Source organism: Acinetobacter lwoffii (genome assembly GCF_024129855.1).
Taxonomy (GTDB): domain Bacteria; phylum Pseudomonadota; class Gammaproteobacteria; order Pseudomonadales; family Moraxellaceae; genus Acinetobacter; species Acinetobacter lwoffii_L.
The window spans coordinates 175,627-189,833 of sequence record NZ_JAMXXC010000002.1 but is presented as its reverse complement, the minus strand read 5'-3'; the positions used below and the strand labels follow the sequence as shown (position 1 = coordinate 189,833).

15 protein-coding genes are annotated in these 14,207 nt (G+C 42.5%); 12 read left to right on the top strand and 3 right to left on the bottom strand.

The window, feature by feature from the left end; all coding sequences use genetic code 11:
• The first annotated feature begins 34 nt into the window (after window positions 1-34).
• The 7 genes from NI465_RS02730 to NI465_RS02700 all read left to right on the top strand — a co-directional run bounded on the left by NI465_RS02730 (window position 35) and on the right by NI465_RS02700 (window position 5,960).
• Window positions 35-1,039, top strand: a complete 1,005-nt coding sequence (locus NI465_RS02730; RefSeq protein ID WP_253144200.1) for a patatin-like phospholipase family protein — start codon at window positions 35-37, stop codon at window positions 1,037-1,039.
• Window positions 1,040-1,378: 339 nt separating this feature from the next.
• The gene (locus NI465_RS02725) at window positions 1,379-1,555 is read left to right on the top strand and encodes a hypothetical protein (RefSeq protein ID WP_004731959.1); all 177 of its coding nucleotides are present in this window, start codon (window positions 1,379-1,381) and stop codon (window positions 1,553-1,555) included.
• A 287-nt stretch (window positions 1,556-1,842) separates the two neighbouring features.
• Window positions 1,843-2,364: an acyl-CoA thioesterase gene (locus NI465_RS02720; protein WP_004280680.1), complete on the top strand. Its 522-nt coding sequence runs from the start codon at window positions 1,843-1,845 to the stop codon at window positions 2,362-2,364.
• Between the two features lie 150 nt (window positions 2,365-2,514).
• Window positions 2,515-3,078, top strand: a complete 564-nt coding sequence (locus NI465_RS02715; protein WP_005106275.1) for a TetR/AcrR family transcriptional regulator — start codon at window positions 2,515-2,517, stop codon at window positions 3,076-3,078.
• A gap of 40 nt (window positions 3,079-3,118) precedes the next feature.
• The gene (locus NI465_RS02710; RefSeq protein ID WP_253144198.1) at window positions 3,119-4,318 is read left to right on the top strand and encodes an MFS transporter; all 1,200 of its coding nucleotides are present in this window, start codon (window positions 3,119-3,121) and stop codon (window positions 4,316-4,318) included.
• Window position 4,319: 1 nt separating this feature from the next.
• Window positions 4,320-5,213, top strand: coding sequence for a LysR substrate-binding domain-containing protein (locus NI465_RS02705; RefSeq protein WP_253144196.1), 894 nt, complete (start codon window positions 4,320-4,322; stop codon window positions 5,211-5,213).
• Window positions 5,214-5,345: 132 nt separating this feature from the next.
• The gene (locus NI465_RS02700) at window positions 5,346-5,960 is read left to right on the top strand and encodes a glutathione S-transferase family protein (protein WP_253144326.1); all 615 of its coding nucleotides are present in this window, start codon (window positions 5,346-5,348) and stop codon (window positions 5,958-5,960) included.
• Window positions 5,961-6,042: 82 nt separating this feature from the next.
• Here NI465_RS02700 and NI465_RS02695 read toward each other — a convergent pair whose 3' ends face one another.
• Window positions 6,043-7,647, bottom strand: coding sequence for a bifunctional 3-(3-hydroxy-phenyl)propionate/3-hydroxycinnamic acid hydroxylase (locus tag NI465_RS02695; RefSeq protein WP_044108554.1), 1,605 nt, complete (start codon window positions 7,645-7,647; stop codon window positions 6,043-6,045).
• 353 nt (window positions 7,648-8,000) lie between these two features.
• Window positions 8,001-8,234 carry a hypothetical protein gene (locus NI465_RS02690; RefSeq protein ID WP_004645811.1) on the bottom strand — a complete coding sequence of 78 codons (234 nt, stop codon included), beginning with the start codon at window positions 8,232-8,234 and terminating at the stop codon, window positions 8,001-8,003.
• A 391-nt stretch (window positions 8,235-8,625) separates the two neighbouring features.
• Here NI465_RS02690 and NI465_RS02685 point away from each other — a divergent pair, with 391 nt between their 5' ends.
• The 5 genes from NI465_RS02685 to NI465_RS02665 all read left to right on the top strand — a co-directional run bounded on the left by NI465_RS02685 (window position 8,626) and on the right by NI465_RS02665 (window position 13,451).
• On the top strand, window positions 8,626-9,633 hold the full coding sequence (locus tag NI465_RS02685; RefSeq protein WP_005265917.1) for a CobW family GTP-binding protein: 1,008 nt from the start codon (window positions 8,626-8,628) through the stop codon (window positions 9,631-9,633).
• A 101-nt stretch (window positions 9,634-9,734) separates the two neighbouring features.
• Window positions 9,735-10,265, top strand: a complete 531-nt coding sequence (locus NI465_RS02680) for a YaeQ family protein (protein ID WP_044108573.1) — start codon at window positions 9,735-9,737, stop codon at window positions 10,263-10,265.
• 85 nt (window positions 10,266-10,350) lie between these two features.
• Window positions 10,351-10,974: an MgtC/SapB family protein gene (locus NI465_RS02675; RefSeq protein ID WP_004731934.1), complete on the top strand. Its 624-nt coding sequence runs from the start codon at window positions 10,351-10,353 to the stop codon at window positions 10,972-10,974.
• Window positions 10,975-11,059: 85 nt separating this feature from the next.
• Window positions 11,060-11,398: an FKBP-type peptidyl-prolyl cis-trans isomerase gene (locus NI465_RS02670; protein ID WP_004731933.1), complete on the top strand. Its 339-nt coding sequence runs from the start codon at window positions 11,060-11,062 to the stop codon at window positions 11,396-11,398.
• A gap of 241 nt (window positions 11,399-11,639) precedes the next feature.
• A complete protein-coding gene (locus NI465_RS02665; protein ID WP_253144194.1) occupies window positions 11,640-13,451 on the top strand; it encodes a sensor domain-containing diguanylate cyclase in 1,812 nt (603 codons plus the stop codon).
• Here the strand turns inward: NI465_RS02665 and NI465_RS02660 are convergent.
• Window positions 13,448-13,915, bottom strand: a complete 468-nt coding sequence (locus NI465_RS02660) for a GNAT family N-acetyltransferase (protein ID WP_005263560.1) — start codon at window positions 13,913-13,915, stop codon at window positions 13,448-13,450. The genes NI465_RS02665 and NI465_RS02660 overlap by 4 nt on opposite strands.
• Window positions 13,916-14,207 lie beyond the last annotated feature (292 nt).

The following is a 14,207-nucleotide window of genomic DNA, read 5'->3' as shown; positions in this document are numbered from 1 at the left end:
TATGCTGCTTTAGATTAATGAGGACATTCTCTGCATGCAGAAATATGTGTTGAGTATGGTGATACTGGGTACATTTGGCCTGAGTGCTTGCCAAACGACCCCAATGACAGCCCAAGCGGCGACCGGTCATCTACAACCTGCTGCACAACGTGGAGAAGCTCAGGCACGTCCGAATCAAATTAATTTTCAAAAGATCAAGCAAACCCAACAGCGTCCGGTAGTTGCTTTAGTCCTAGGCAGTGGCGGTGCGCGTGGTTATGCGCATATTGGTGCGCTGGAAGTACTGGAACAGGCGGGTATTCAACCAGATTTTATTGTCGGAACCAGTGCGGGCAGTATTGTAGGCTCCATTTATGCGAGTGGCAAACCGGCGATTGAACTGCGCAATATTGCTCTCAGCATGCGACCGAATGATGTCCGTGATATCAAACTGGCCAGAAAAGGTTTTTTTGATGGCAAAAAAGTTGAGGACTATGTCAATTTGCAGGTCGATCAAACTCCGCTTGAAGCCATGAAAATCCCGATGTTTGTGGTAGCAACCGCGCTGAAAGAAGGCAAGAAAGTCGTTTTTAATTATGGTAATACCGGACAGGCGGTACGTGCTTCAGTCTCGATTCCGAGCATGTTTATTCCGACTATTATTCAAGGTAAAGAATATGTAGATGGTGGTCTGGTCAGTCCGGTGCCGGTCGATGTGGCACGTGAGCTGGGAGCCGATATTGTGATTGCGGTGGATATTCTGGCACAGCCCATTCACACGGAAACCACCAATGTCTGGGGACTGTTTAATCAGAACATTAATATTATGCAGCAACATCTGGCACATGAAGAATTAAAGCATGCAGATGTGGTGATTCAGCCGGACTTACGCGAAAAAGGCCATATCTTTGATGTACGTGGCAGGGAACTCACCATGCAGGCTGGTGCCGAGGCGACCCAGTTAAAGTTGATGGAAATTTCACAAGCCTACCGAAAACATGATTATGCTCAAGGACATCGCATTCCACAGTTTGTGGTACATGAACATCAAGCTCAATAAATCTTTTTTTTGAAATTTCTGTTTATCCCTATATCGCAGTATAGGGATATTCAATCAAAAGGATAACGGATCATCGGCTGTAACGCTTAACTGATTGTTATAAAAGCTAAGATGATTGCTTATGTGTATCAGTCAGTCGGAATTATCGCAAAAGATAAAATTAATTTTAAATATAACAAATTGAATTATAAGTATATTGTTTTAAATAATAAGCCTTATTTGTCTTAAATTAAAATTTTAATATTATTATTCGTATACTTAAGTTGATCAAATATTCAAAAGCATCGATGTTCATGCCAGAATGCAGTTTGAAAAGATCACTACACAGATGTAGACATCATGATGCATATTAAAATTGGACAGCAGGTCAAACTGGCACAATTCGAACACTATATTTTTACAGTGACCGCGACCCATCAGGATGGTTCTTTTACCGTTGAAACGACCTTGGATGGTCAACAAATTTTAAGTTATCAGAACGTGGCGCAGGAAATGCTCAGGCCAGTGATGCTTTAAATCACGCAGAGCCTTTTTATTTTCCTGAATTATTTTTGTTCAGCGCTTAAAACAGTGAAAAATTCTCAGTTGCTGTGTGATCAACCCCAGATAAATAAGTGTTGATTTATTGGCACTTAACTTTCTAACTGAGATTTTAAGCAATTAAATATATTTTTTTCTGTATGAATACATTTTCTATATCAATAATTGTGATGCTTCATTTGCCGAATTGAACATTTTATTCATGTTAAAAACGCTATAATAATAAACGATAACCTTGTCATTCAAAGAGTTCAAAGAAAACGATGGCCCCTTTAGATCAAATTGCAGCAGTGTCGGATGACCAGTCAGAGTTAACGATGTCAGTTCTCATGACGCCAGATATGGCAAATTTTTCAGGAAATGTTCATGGTGGAACCATTCTGAAATTATTGGATCAGGTGGCGTATGCGTGTGCAAGTCGCTATTCGGGTAGTTATGTCGTGACCTTATCTGTAGACAAGGTGAATTTTAAAGAGCCGATTCACGTTGGTGAGCTGGTTACCTTTCTGGCCAGTGTGAATCATGTTGGCCGTACTTCAATGGAAATCGGGATTCGTGTAGAAGCCCAGAATATTCAAAAGAGAACGGTACGTCATACCAATAGCTGTTATTTCACCATGGTTGCGGTGGATGAAAATGGTAAACCAAAACAGATTCCAGCTTTGAACCTGGACAATGACTGGAAACGTTGCCGTTTTGAAGCAGCAGAACAGCGTAAAGTCGCGCGTTTGCAAGAAAATCATCATCCTTCATGCAGCATTTATAAAAAGACTGCACAGAGTTAAGTTAAATCGTGATTGAGAAAAGACCTTCATATGAAGGTCTTTTTTTTGCATCAATTTCAGTTTTTCACTGGAGCTTTGTTATTTTTTACCCTAATATAAAACGATACGTATCGTTTCGATTTTTAGATCTTAAAAGTTAAGTAGAAAAATATGAGCAGTGACGAAAAAAGTTCCCGACGACAGCAGTGCATTTTACAGGCGGTCGCAGATGCGCTGGCAGAATGTGAATATCATCAGCTGACGATTGAAGATGTAGCGGCACGTGCCGGTGTTGGCAAGTCCACGATTTATCGATGGTGGAAACATAAATCGGAACTGGTGCTGGACACTTTCAAACAGCATACAGCTTCGGTATTTGAGCTGGATACCTCTAAAAGCCTGAAAAGCAATCTCATTCAACAACTCGGTTCTTTATCTCAAGCGCTGAATCATCCGGTCGGTCGGGCTTTGCTGGTAGTGATTGCCAATCACCGCGAACTGGCAGGTGAGTTCTTTCAGCAATATCTCTTGCCACGTCGGCAACAGACCCATCAACTGATTCAGCAAGCGATTGAACGGGGAGAAATCCGCGCTGATTATCCTTTTGATTTGATGCTGGATACCTTATACGGCCCGATTCATTACCAGATCATTTTTTTCAACCGGATTCCAGATGAACACTATATCCAGAATCTGGTCGAGTTGGCCTTGCATCCGGTCACTGTTCAAGCCTGAGTTTGTGCTATTTCCCTACAAATTTTAAGAGTTGGTGATTATGTCAGTTAGCGCTGAGCGGTTATGGAATCGCTCATTTATCTTGTGCTTATTCAATAATTTTTTCCTGTTTGTTTATTATTTTGCCTTACTGACCATCTTGCCGATTTACATCATGAAAGATCTGGGCGGTTCGGTAAAAGAAGCGGGTCTGGCGCTGACACTATTTTTGGTCTCTTCGATTGCGGTTCGGCCATTTTCCGGCATGATCATCGAAAAGCTCGGCAAGAAAATCTCGATGCGCGGTGCAGGCGTGATTTTTGCCTTATTTTCCTTTAGTTATTTGCTGGTAGATAGCATGTGGTCGCTGTTGCTGGTGCGTTTTTTACATGGTATCTGGTTCAGTATTCTGACCACGGTGGCAGTACCCGTCGCTAATGAATTTATTCCTGAACAGCGCAAAGGTGAGGGCATGGGCTATTTCGTCATGTCGACCAATCTGGGTGTGGTTTTTGGGCCCTTGCTGGCATTGACCGTAATTCAGTTCACCAGCTTCAAAGTCTTATTTGGCATTCTTGCCGTTATCATTTCTTTGGGGCTCATTTTCTGTTGGATGCTCAAAATCACAGAGTTACCAAAACCTGAAGCTATAAGCACAGAAAAAACCAGCTTGAGCTTGCAGGATATTCTGGAAGTCAAAGTTCTGGCGGTAAGTTTTGTGGCTTTACTAACCGCTTTTGCCTACTCGGGCATCATGAGTTTTATTACTGCATTTAGTGAAACCAAGCAGCTTTTGGGCTATACCAGCGTATTCTTTATTGTATTTGCAGCATCCATGTTGCTGGTCAGACCTTGGGTTGGAAAGATTTATGACCGTAAGGGACCCAGTGCGGTGATTTATCCTTCATTTATTTTCTTTGCCATTGGTCTGGTGATTGTCAGTCTGATTTCCAATCAATGGATATTATGGTTGTCGGCAGTGTTTATTGGCATCGGTTATGGTTCACTATTCCCATGTTTGCAGACCTTGGCCATTCAGTCGGTCGACAAACAGCGTATGGGACATGCGATTTCAACCTTCTTTACCCTGTTTGATCTGGGTTTAGCGATCGGTTCCGTAGCCATGGGGGTATTGATTGCCTATTGGGGCTTTGAAACTACTTATGTTTTGAGTGCCGCACTCGTCATTGTGACGATATTGGTTTATCGTCAGTATGTTGCCAAAAAGCAAAATAAGCGCCCGGCAAGTTTGGAGTTATAAAATGGAATTAAGGCATTTACGTTATTTCGTTACGGTGGCGCAGAAACTGAACTTTACCCGTGCCGCGGAAAAATTAAATACGGTACAGCCTTCATTGAGCCAGCAAATCAAGGATCTGGAACGTGAGGTTGGCGTACAGTTGCTAGAGCGGAATAACCGTAAGGTCGGGCTAACTGAAGCTGGACAGGCGTTTTTAAAAGAAGCTTTACTGAGTCTTGAGCATGCAGAGCGCGCCATTCAGACTGCCAGACAGATCGCCAATGCGCAGCAGGACCAGCTGAATATCGGTTTTGTCCCGGTCGCGGAAATGAAAGTCTTTCCTTATATCATGCCGAATATCCGCGCACATTTTCCTGAACTGAAAGCACAGTTTCATAGTCTGACCGATGCAGAACAGTTTAGTGCCTTAAGAAATGGACAGATCGACATTGCCTTTACCCGATATCCGGGGCAGTTGAGTGAATTTGATTCGATCCGCATTTTTGATGAGCCTTTAACCCTGATCGTGCCGAAAGATTCCCCGGCTGCGGCCTTGCCCTATGTCAGTATCAAGGGTTTTGAAAATCAGGACTTTGTGATTAGTGATGAGCAGTCCTCACCGCAACTGCATAAGCTGATTCAGGATTTTTTTAAGCAGTCCAAATTAAAGGTAAATGTGGTGCAGTATTCCACCAATATCCTGCTCAATGTCAATCTGGTAGGGATGGGTGTGGGCTGGAGTCTGGTGCCGGCTTATGTGATTCCATTGCTCGGCGATAATATTGTGGTGAAAAAGACCCTGGAACCGTTGCCAATGATTGGACTATATGCCAATTATCGCAAGGATCAAAAACATGTGGTGATTGATCTGATTTTAAAAGTATTAAAAGAAAAGTTTTGTGTGGATCTTTTCTAATATCTGCATCGTTGAGCAGCCCAGATGAAAAGCCGTGCGACAGAAATGATCTGTAGCACATCCTTTTAAATAGGGAGACTAAATCGCTTTATACTGAACATCTAACAATAAAAAACCGGTTGAAGCAGGATGATGAAGCTCTATAACAATCCGCAATCACGTGGCCTAACCTTGTTGCCTTTGCTGAAAGAATTGCAGATTGAAGACCAGATTGAACAGGTGGAAGTCGCCTATGAGCATATGCATCAGCAGGCGTATACACAGATCAATCCGATGGGAAAAGTTCCCTGTCTGGTAGATCAGGATGTCGTCATTTCAGAAATGGCTGCCATTTTTATCTATCTGGCAGATAAATATCGTGACAAAGGATTGGCACCTGCTTTGGATGATCCGAAGCGTGGGGCGTATTTAAAATGGATGTTTTTCTGTCATGGACCCTTCACCGAATATATCGATATAAAAAATTTGCAGGTGTCGCCAGAAAATATTGAAAAGAATCGGAGAAGTTTAAGTTTTGGGAATGAAGCAGCCGTATTTGATTTTCTGAAACAGGGCATCGGGCAGGCCAGTCCCTATCTGTTGGGCGAAAAAGTCTCGGCGGCGGATCTCTATGTGGCTTATTGTTTAATTTTCGCGATCTCTGCGATAATTTTACCGCCATTTGACGAGTTCAAACCCTTCCTGCAGCAGATGGCTCGCCGTGATTCCCTGAAAGATATTCCGTGGTTTCAGGAATACCAAGTCTAATTCCTCGGTCTATATATCTTGATATGGAGATCTAAAACAATAAAAAAACCACGCCGAAGCGTGGTGAAAAGTGACTCTAATATTATTTCAGGTAAAGCTTTTTAAATAGTTGCTGGCTGGTACTTTCCATCGACTGTGGAATGGCTAGCGCAGCCACGAAACGGTCAGGACGCAAGATTACAACGGATTCAGACGTGTTACCAAACCAGGAGCGGATATCTATGCCGATATCACCAATGGTAATGACATCTTGATACTCTTTGCGCTGGTTATTTTGCAATTGCACCGCAGGAATTACCTGGATGAATTTCACGCCGAGCGATTTCCACTGTTGCAACGTCTCCGGACTAAGACCCCATTTCGGATCGACACCCCAGGCAATAATCGCAAAATCATTGCCGATCATTTCATCCAGTAATACGGTTTCACCTGAAGCCAGCTGAACCTGAGGCTGGATAAACATCTTGCCAACCGGAGAGTTCTTGGCTCCGTTACTTAAAAGTGCGCCGTCATGATATTTCGGCATCGGCTTGAAACGCATTTCCAGCAGGTATTGTTTGATCGGCTTGATATAGTTCAGGGCATAGGCAATGCCGTCACGAACAAAACCTTGCCATTTTTTCGGTGGTGCCAATACGTGACCTGCCATCACCGACAGGTCAATCATCGCCTTGGCATGGTCTTTACGTTCGATCTGATAAGAATCTAAAAGTGCTGGGCCAGCTTTGCCTTGAACAACCAGCGCCATTTTCCAAGCCAGATTAAAGGCATCACGCATACCGCTGTTATAACCCTGACCTTGCCATACCGGCATAATGTGCGCTGCATCACCGGCAAGTAAAATACGGTCGACACGGAACTTGTCCGCAATACGAGCATTATGGGTATAGACACGCTGACGGATCACTTCGATACCATCTGTGCTTGGTAAAACCTTAGAAAGAAGTTTGGCAATATTTTCCGGTTTGCTCAGTTCTTCCTGCGTTTCACCCGGCATAACCATAAATTCAAACCGGCGAATACCATGTGGCAATGCGGCTGATACATAAGGACGAACCGGATCACAACATAAGTAAATATGTGGTGTAGCAAGCGGATCATTCTCAAGGTCAATCACGATCCATTGATTCGGTACGGTTTCACCTTCAAAGGCAATGCCCAGGTTGCGGCGCACATATGAATTACCGCCATCACAGGCAATCAGATATTGAGCGCGGATGGTTTCTGCATCGCCCTCTTTATTTTGCAGATTGAGTGTTACGCCGTCAGCATCTTGACTAAACTGGGTCAATTGACGAGAAAATAGCACTTGGGTGTTTTTATATTGCTTTAAGCCTTGCAGTAGGACGTTATCGACTTGTGGCTGAATAAAGGCATTACGGCGCGAGAAACCAAACTCACGTGTTAAAGGCTGAATATCTGCAAAACAGCGACCTTTAGGCGTCAAGAAGCGCATCGCATGATTCGGAGTGGTATGCGGTAAGACTTGATCGACTAAACCCAAAGATTGAATGGTACGTAAGGATTCATCATCGATTCCAATCGCACGTGGATAATCAATCAAACTATCCAGTTGCTCGACAATCGTGACAGCTACGCCTTGCTTGCTCAGATAGTTGGCAATGGTTAAGCCGACAGGGCCGGCGCCAAGGATTGCCACTTCAGTAGTGTAATTAGTATTGCTCATAGCGAATGTCCACTCAATCGACTTGCATTTGATGCTATTAAGGGACAGTTAGAAGCCAGAAACAAGTTAGGCAATAGTAGCTTAAGTATATGGATAATATTGGATTGAAATAGGTGGTTTTTGAATAAATAATTGATTTTAATTATAAAAATAATAAAAATTTGATAGCCTGTATTAATTCTATGATCAGTTTTGACTATGGTGATAAATAGATTTTATGCAATAAAAATGCTGAACCAGCATCAAGCATGATTCAGCATAGAATAATATCGGGGGCAGTATAGGACAAAGCCTACTGGAGAATTACTGTCCCTGATATCTTCATTGAAGGATTAAACGAGTTGTTCAATCACTTAACGTGCAGCAGGTTTTGCAGGTGTCGTAGTTTCCGCAGCAGCTTCAGAGGCAGCAGGCTGCTCTGCAGATGCGCCTGCAACAGGAGCATTCGATTCAGGTAATTCCTGGGTAGTCACAATCACTTTTTCTTCTGCAGTGGTGGTTTTCGCATCTGTAGTTTTACTATCAGCAAAACTGGTGGCTGCAGCAGCAGTAAGCGTAGTGGCAAGTAAGATTTGTGCATATTTCATTTTTGGCATCCTTTTATTCATGTCATGTAATCTGCCGAGCTGACCATCACATCAATTCGACAGATGCCCATCCTAAGCACTGAAATTTTACTGAGCAAATCAATTAACAAAAGCGACACGCAGGGAATAACCCAGCAGATACAAAACTGAGAAAGTTGTTTTATTTCTGTTAATTATGCGGAGTTTTATTTAATGAAAGTGTGTGTGAATATTTCAAGAATCCAATTTGAAATAAAAGTTAACATAGAAAATTGGTAATTTGGGATCATTCCATTAATTTTTATCTCTGTGATTTTCACGCCGTGTTTGCGAAGAACACGCATTTTAAAGTCACACTGTGCTTTATAATGCAGAGTATTGCTATTTCTATTCAATCTCTTGAGAGTCGATTTTGAAAATTCTGTCAGCGTCGCAGGCTATTCCTGTCCATATCATTTCCGGATTTTTGGGTGCAGGTAAAACCACACTACTCAAACATTTATTACAGCAAAAACCGGAACAGGAAATCTGGGCTGTGCTAATGAATGAATTCGGCCAGATTGGGGTAGACCAGCAGTTATTGCCGCAAGATCAGGGTTATGCGGTCAAAGAGCTGTTGGGTGGTTGTCTATGTTGCAGTAGCCAATTGCCGATGCAGATTGCCTTGTCACGCCTGCTGTCAGAAGTGAAACCGGATCGTCTGTTTATCGAACCTACCGGACTGGGGCATCCTGGCCAATTACTGGAACAGCTGACCGAACCGCACTGGCAGAGTCATTTAAACATGCAGGCATTGGTCACAGTGGTAGATGGTTCACGTTTGCATGATCGAGACTGGACTCAGCAAAACCTGTACGCAGACCAACTCAAGGCAGCGCATATTGTGGTGATTTCACATACTGACTTGATGACAACCGCAGACCACGCAGCACTCACGCAACTTCAGACAGAATATCAACCTTATGCCCAACAGTGGTTGTTCACCGAGCATGGACAACTCGATATCGAACTGATCAAGCAGGACTATCGGGGTTCCGCCCGTCAGATTCAGCCTTTGTTAAAACAGCAACAGATCACCCGTTCAGCAGATACGCCCTTAGTGATTCAGCAAATGCCTTATCATTATGTAGAAAGCGCGCAGGGTTATCAGGTTGCGGGCTGGAAATTGCCAAAACGCTGGCAATTCAATTTTTATGATCTGCTGGATCTGCTCTGTGAACAAAAAGACTGGCTCAGAATCAAGGGAATTTTTAATACGGATCAAGGCTGGAAAAGCTTTAATTTTAATCCTGAGCAGTTTAATTATCAGTCGGCAGATGAAGGCATTGATAACCGGGTAGAAGTGATTTATCAACAGTCACGGGATTGGCTGGCCTTTGAAACTGCCCTGATGCAATGTCGTATGGATCCAGAGAAATAATGGTACTGTTTCTAGTGCGCTGAATGAATTATTGGCCTAAATCTGTTCAGCAAAATAGCGCTAAATCTTATATGCTAGGCGCCAAATTTGAGGATTATGTGATGGCGTTAAAAGCGACGATTTATAAGGTTGATTTGAATATTGCGGACATGGATACGCATCGTTATGCAGACTATCAGCTGACGATGGCGCTGCATCCTTCAGAAACCATTGAACGCTTGATGGTGCGTATTTTGGCCTATGCACGCTATGCCGATGAAGCGCTGGAATTTACCAAGGATCTTTTTGAAACCGATGAACCGGCACTCTGGGAAAAAGATCTGACCGGTCAACTGGTCAAATGGATTGAAGTCGGTAGCCCGGATGAAGATAAAGTCAAAAAGGCCAGTGCGCGTTGCAAGCAGGTCGCAGTTGTCACCTATGGTTCTGCGGTGGATGAATGGTATAAGCGCAGCAGCAAATTAAAAATCTTAAAAAATGTGGAAGTGTGGAAGTTATCTACCGCAACCACCGACGCATTGCCACAGTTATGCGAACGCACCATGCAGTTACAGCTCAATGTGATGGATGGTGAATGGACCTTGATTGGCGATCAGGGCCAGGTGCTGGTGGAGTGGGAACAGTTACAATAAGGCCAAATAAGGATGCAAGTCTGGACTTGTATCCTGTAGCTCAAATTGCGTATATCTGAGGAATAAGAATACGCAGGGTTGCACCATGTACCATGAACTTTATGATTTACTGCTAGCTGTCGCGATTGGCGCAATTATTGGTGCAGAGCGTGAGTATCACAGTAAATCTGCTGGATTGCGTACCATGATTATGGTCAGTCTGAGTTCCTGTTTATTTACCATTATCTCCCTGAAAATAGGCGTGGCCAATCCTGACCGGCTGGCCGCCAATGTCTTGACTGGGCTGGGTTTTCTGGGCGCTGGTGTTATCCTGAAAGATGATAACCGTATTTCTGGAATTACCACCGCAACCACGATCTGGATGACAGCCGCACTCGGCATGGCGGTCGGTGCAGGCTATGAACTCTTAAGTATTTGGGCTACTTTTATTGTCATGGCGGTGCTGGTTTTATTGATGTATGTCCAGCGCGGTATCGAATCTCTGAATCAGGAACGCAGCTATGAAATCGTCTGCCCATTCGATCAGAATGATTCCGATCACTACGAAATGTTATTTAAACGTTATGAGTTAAAAGTGGTGCATTCCTCACAAAAAAAAATTGATCAACAGATTGTCGGACGCTGGATTCTGATGGGATCGGCCAAGAATCATCAAGAATTAACCCAGTATTTACTCAATGATAAGAATATTCAGGAACTCAGCTTTTAACCCATCAATGTCCCAAGCTTAAAAAAACAGAGCAATCCAGTTTATACTGAGCTTTGAATTTTATGCTCCTCTCAGGTAAATAACCATGATCAACGAACTTGAAATTATTGATTTAAAAGTAGGCGAAGGTAAAGAAGCGGTAAAAGGTGCCTTAATTACCACGCACTATACCGGCTGGCTGGAAGATGGAACCAAGTTTGATTCTTCTATTGACCGTGGTAATTATTTTGAAACTGTCATTGGTACCGGTCGTGTGATCAAAGGTTGGGATCAGGGTATTCTAGGAATGAAAATTGGCGGTAAGCGTAAACTGATGGTGCCTGCACATTTGGCCTATGGCGAACGCAAAATGGGTAAAGTCATTCCGGCCAATTCCAACCTGATTTTTGAAATTGAATTGTTTGACGTAAAAACACGTGATTAAAATGATTTAACTGGCTGAATATAAAATATACTTTTTATTCAAAAATGTATGATGGTTCTGGTACAGTCGCTTCAAAATAGACTGTGCCGGAGACGCTACAAAAAACATCTAAAAAGATTTGAAATCAAAAATATTCCTTGTAGATTATAAGAATAATAAAGAATTATTTTGAGATATAACGTATTTGCATAACTTGATAAGGAATGTCTGTTTTTTCGTATTTGTCTGTGTCTTGAGCTGGATGACTTGCATCGTAAGTTCAGCAATCGCTCAGGATGAACTCCCTTCGCCGTCATTTCAGCAGCAATCTCACGACCATATTACTGAAGTCCATTTTACCGAACATAGTACGAGTCCTTTGCAGGGAAAATGGCTGTTTTATCCGAGCCAGTTTATTATTCAGCCCAGTCCTGTACTGCAGTCAAAAACAGTTGAATTGCCAGCCTCTTTTAAAACTCTGGCGGGTTCAAATTCTGGCTATGGTACCTTTATTGGCTATTTTAAAATTCCGAAAGAATTTCTCGGGCGACGCATCGCAATTCGGATTCCGACCCAATACGGCGCCTATCGGGTATATGTCAACGGACAGTTTATTGTCCGGCTCGGGGAAATCAGTACTACACCTGAAAAACAGGTGACTGAAAAAGCACCGCGTATTGGCTATTTTGTTCCAGATACTGAATATATTACCTTAAGCATTCAGGCCTCAAATTATACCCACTTGCATGGCGGTCTCGAGCGACCGATGCAGATTGGCGTTGCAGGTACCATCAATCGCCAATTCCAGCAGCTCATGATGAGTATTGCCATGGTGTGCGGCGCGGTACTTGGGGTGGGGGTGTTTACCATTCTATTTTCGGTATTCAGGGGATCACGAGAACGTAACAGTAAAAGTATCTTTGTTTTTGGCTGGTTTATTGTCTTTTTAGCCCTGCATAACCTGTTTTCTGCACCTTATGCCTATTCGGTATTTACCAATATCAACTGGCTGTGGGGAACCCGCTTAGAGTATCTGTTTACTTTTATTGCTGCCTTCTTTTTTCTCAGCTATATGCATCTGTTTAACCGGCGCTATCTAAATCCGGTGATTTATTATATCGCAGTGGCCTTACTGGTCTTTAACATTACTTTCACCCTATTTTCACCTCCTGAGATATTTGAACGTCTGGCCCTATTTAGTGCGATTTTTGCCTTGGTCATCATCGTTAATTTTATTTACGGCTTTTATCAGACCTTACGTTATAAAGAGCATTATTCGCGTTTAAATCTGATTGCGATTATTTTTCTTTGTGTCACCTTTTTGAATGATTATCTGTTGCTGATCAATGCAATTAAAACCACGTATCTGTTTTTTATCTCTACCAGTGTTTATGCCTTATTAATTATGTTTCAGCAGTCCAGACATTATGCACATCAAACTTATGAGACTGAACAGCTAAACCTGAACCTGATCGCGCTCAACGATTCACTCGATCAAAAAGTCAAAGAACGCACTCAGCAGCTGCGTGAAGTGAATGCCAAACTGGAACAGCAGATGAATATTGATGCACTGACCGGAGCTTTTAACCGGCGTGCCTTAAATCATGAAATCCAGCAGCAGTTTATACAGACCCAACAACAGCCGCAACATACCTTAATTTTTGCCATGCTCGATGTCGATTTTTTTAAAAATTATAATGACTACTATGGCCACTTAAAAGGCGATGAAATCCTGAAAAATCTGGTCAGGATTATTCAAGGCACTTTGCCACCGTCTGGCTATCTGGCACGTTATGGTGGTGAAGAGTTTGCGATTCTGCTCACTGGAATGCCGGTTCAAACTGCCCTTAAAAATCTGGAAAATGTGTTAAACCAGATTCGGGAACAGCGTATGCAACATCTGAATCGGCCAGATGAAAAAGATTATGTTACGGTTAGTATGGGCGCGGCCTGGGTTGAACAAAAACATGGCTATGCAGATATTCATGAATTGATGAAAGCGGCAGATGTGCAGCTCTACGCCGCCAAACAGGCAGGACGTGATCAGTTGAAAATTGAAAAAGAGGCCGATTAAAAAACATATTTATACAGATAACGCGATTCATCTTCTGACTCGGCAGAATGGGGATGAAAGCCGCAGTGTTGATAATAACTTAAGGCAGTTTGAGTAGACTGTATTTCAATCTGATGAATTTTTTTCTTTAATAAAGCGTGATGCATTTGATGAAATAACTCGGTGCCAAACCCCAGCCTTTGGCAGTGTTGGGCCACATAATGCATCCGGATTTCTCCAGCATCACTGACCAATAAGAACCCGACGACCTTGTCATATATGAGATAAACCCAGCAATCGTTATACAGCATATCGACAATCAGGCTGGCATGATCAAACTTTTCTAGCCAGGTTTGAATTTTGCTTTCTTCACGCTGATGATCCAGTACACAGGACTGAATGCTGTCATGAATGACCTGAATAATTTGAGGTATATCTTCGACCCTCCCTTCACGAATCATAATATTATTCATTTTCTCGAACATTTATAGGGAAGGTTTATTTGATAAAAAAGAAAAGGGTAAAAAACAGAACAATATTGTAGTTTTTTGAGAATATTTTCCGTGATTTATCCATGTGAAGATCTGTTCTGTTGCTGATTTGTCCTGTTTGTTTATCTCAAGTTCTTGAATCTCATTAGGGAGTTAAAAATAAAAAATCAAAGTAAATCAATTTTTAAATAAATCGAAGTTCGAATCTAGGCACAAATGAGCAAGCAGAGAAGATAAATAGTAAAAATAAGCCTCAAGTTTGCACTGTATAAAAAATAGACGTATG

Bases quoted from the DNA above. Each gene is read 5' to 3' on its own strand.
- NI465_RS02710 (WP_253144198.1), top strand. From the start codon at position 3,119: ATGTCAGTTAGCGCTGAGCGGTTATGGAATCGCTCATTTATCTTGTGC.
- NI465_RS02705 (WP_253144196.1), top strand. From the start codon at position 4,320: ATGGAATTAAGGCATTTACGTTATTTCGTTACGGTGGCGCAGAAACTG.
- NI465_RS02665 (WP_253144194.1), top strand. From the start codon at position 11,640: ATGACTTGCATCGTAAGTTCAGCAATCGCTCAGGATGAACTCCCTTCG.
- NI465_RS02680 (WP_044108573.1), top strand. From the start codon at position 9,735: ATGGCGTTAAAAGCGACGATTTATAAGGTTGATTTGAATATTGCGGAC.
- NI465_RS02725 (WP_004731959.1), top strand. From the start codon at position 1,379: ATGATGCATATTAAAATTGGACAGCAGGTCAAACTGGCACAATTCGAA.
- NI465_RS02695 (WP_044108554.1), bottom strand. From the start codon at position 7,647: ATGAGCAATACTAATTACACTACTGAAGTGGCAATCCTTGGCGCCGGC.
- NI465_RS02730 (WP_253144200.1), top strand. From the start codon at position 35: ATGCAGAAATATGTGTTGAGTATGGTGATACTGGGTACATTTGGCCTG.
- NI465_RS02690 (WP_004645811.1), bottom strand. From the start codon at position 8,234: ATGAAATATGCACAAATCTTACTTGCCACTACGCTTACTGCTGCTGCA.
- NI465_RS02660 (WP_005263560.1), bottom strand. From the start codon at position 13,915: ATGTTCGAGAAAATGAATAATATTATGATTCGTGAAGGGAGGGTCGAA.
- NI465_RS02675 (WP_004731934.1), top strand. From the start codon at position 10,351: ATGTACCATGAACTTTATGATTTACTGCTAGCTGTCGCGATTGGCGCA.
- NI465_RS02720 (WP_004280680.1), top strand. From the start codon at position 1,843: ATGGCCCCTTTAGATCAAATTGCAGCAGTGTCGGATGACCAGTCAGAG.
- NI465_RS02715 (WP_005106275.1), top strand. From the start codon at position 2,515: ATGAGCAGTGACGAAAAAAGTTCCCGACGACAGCAGTGCATTTTACAG.
- NI465_RS02670 (WP_004731933.1), top strand. From the start codon at position 11,060: ATGATCAACGAACTTGAAATTATTGATTTAAAAGTAGGCGAAGGTAAA.
- NI465_RS02700 (WP_253144326.1), top strand. From the start codon at position 5,346: ATGAAGCTCTATAACAATCCGCAATCACGTGGCCTAACCTTGTTGCCT.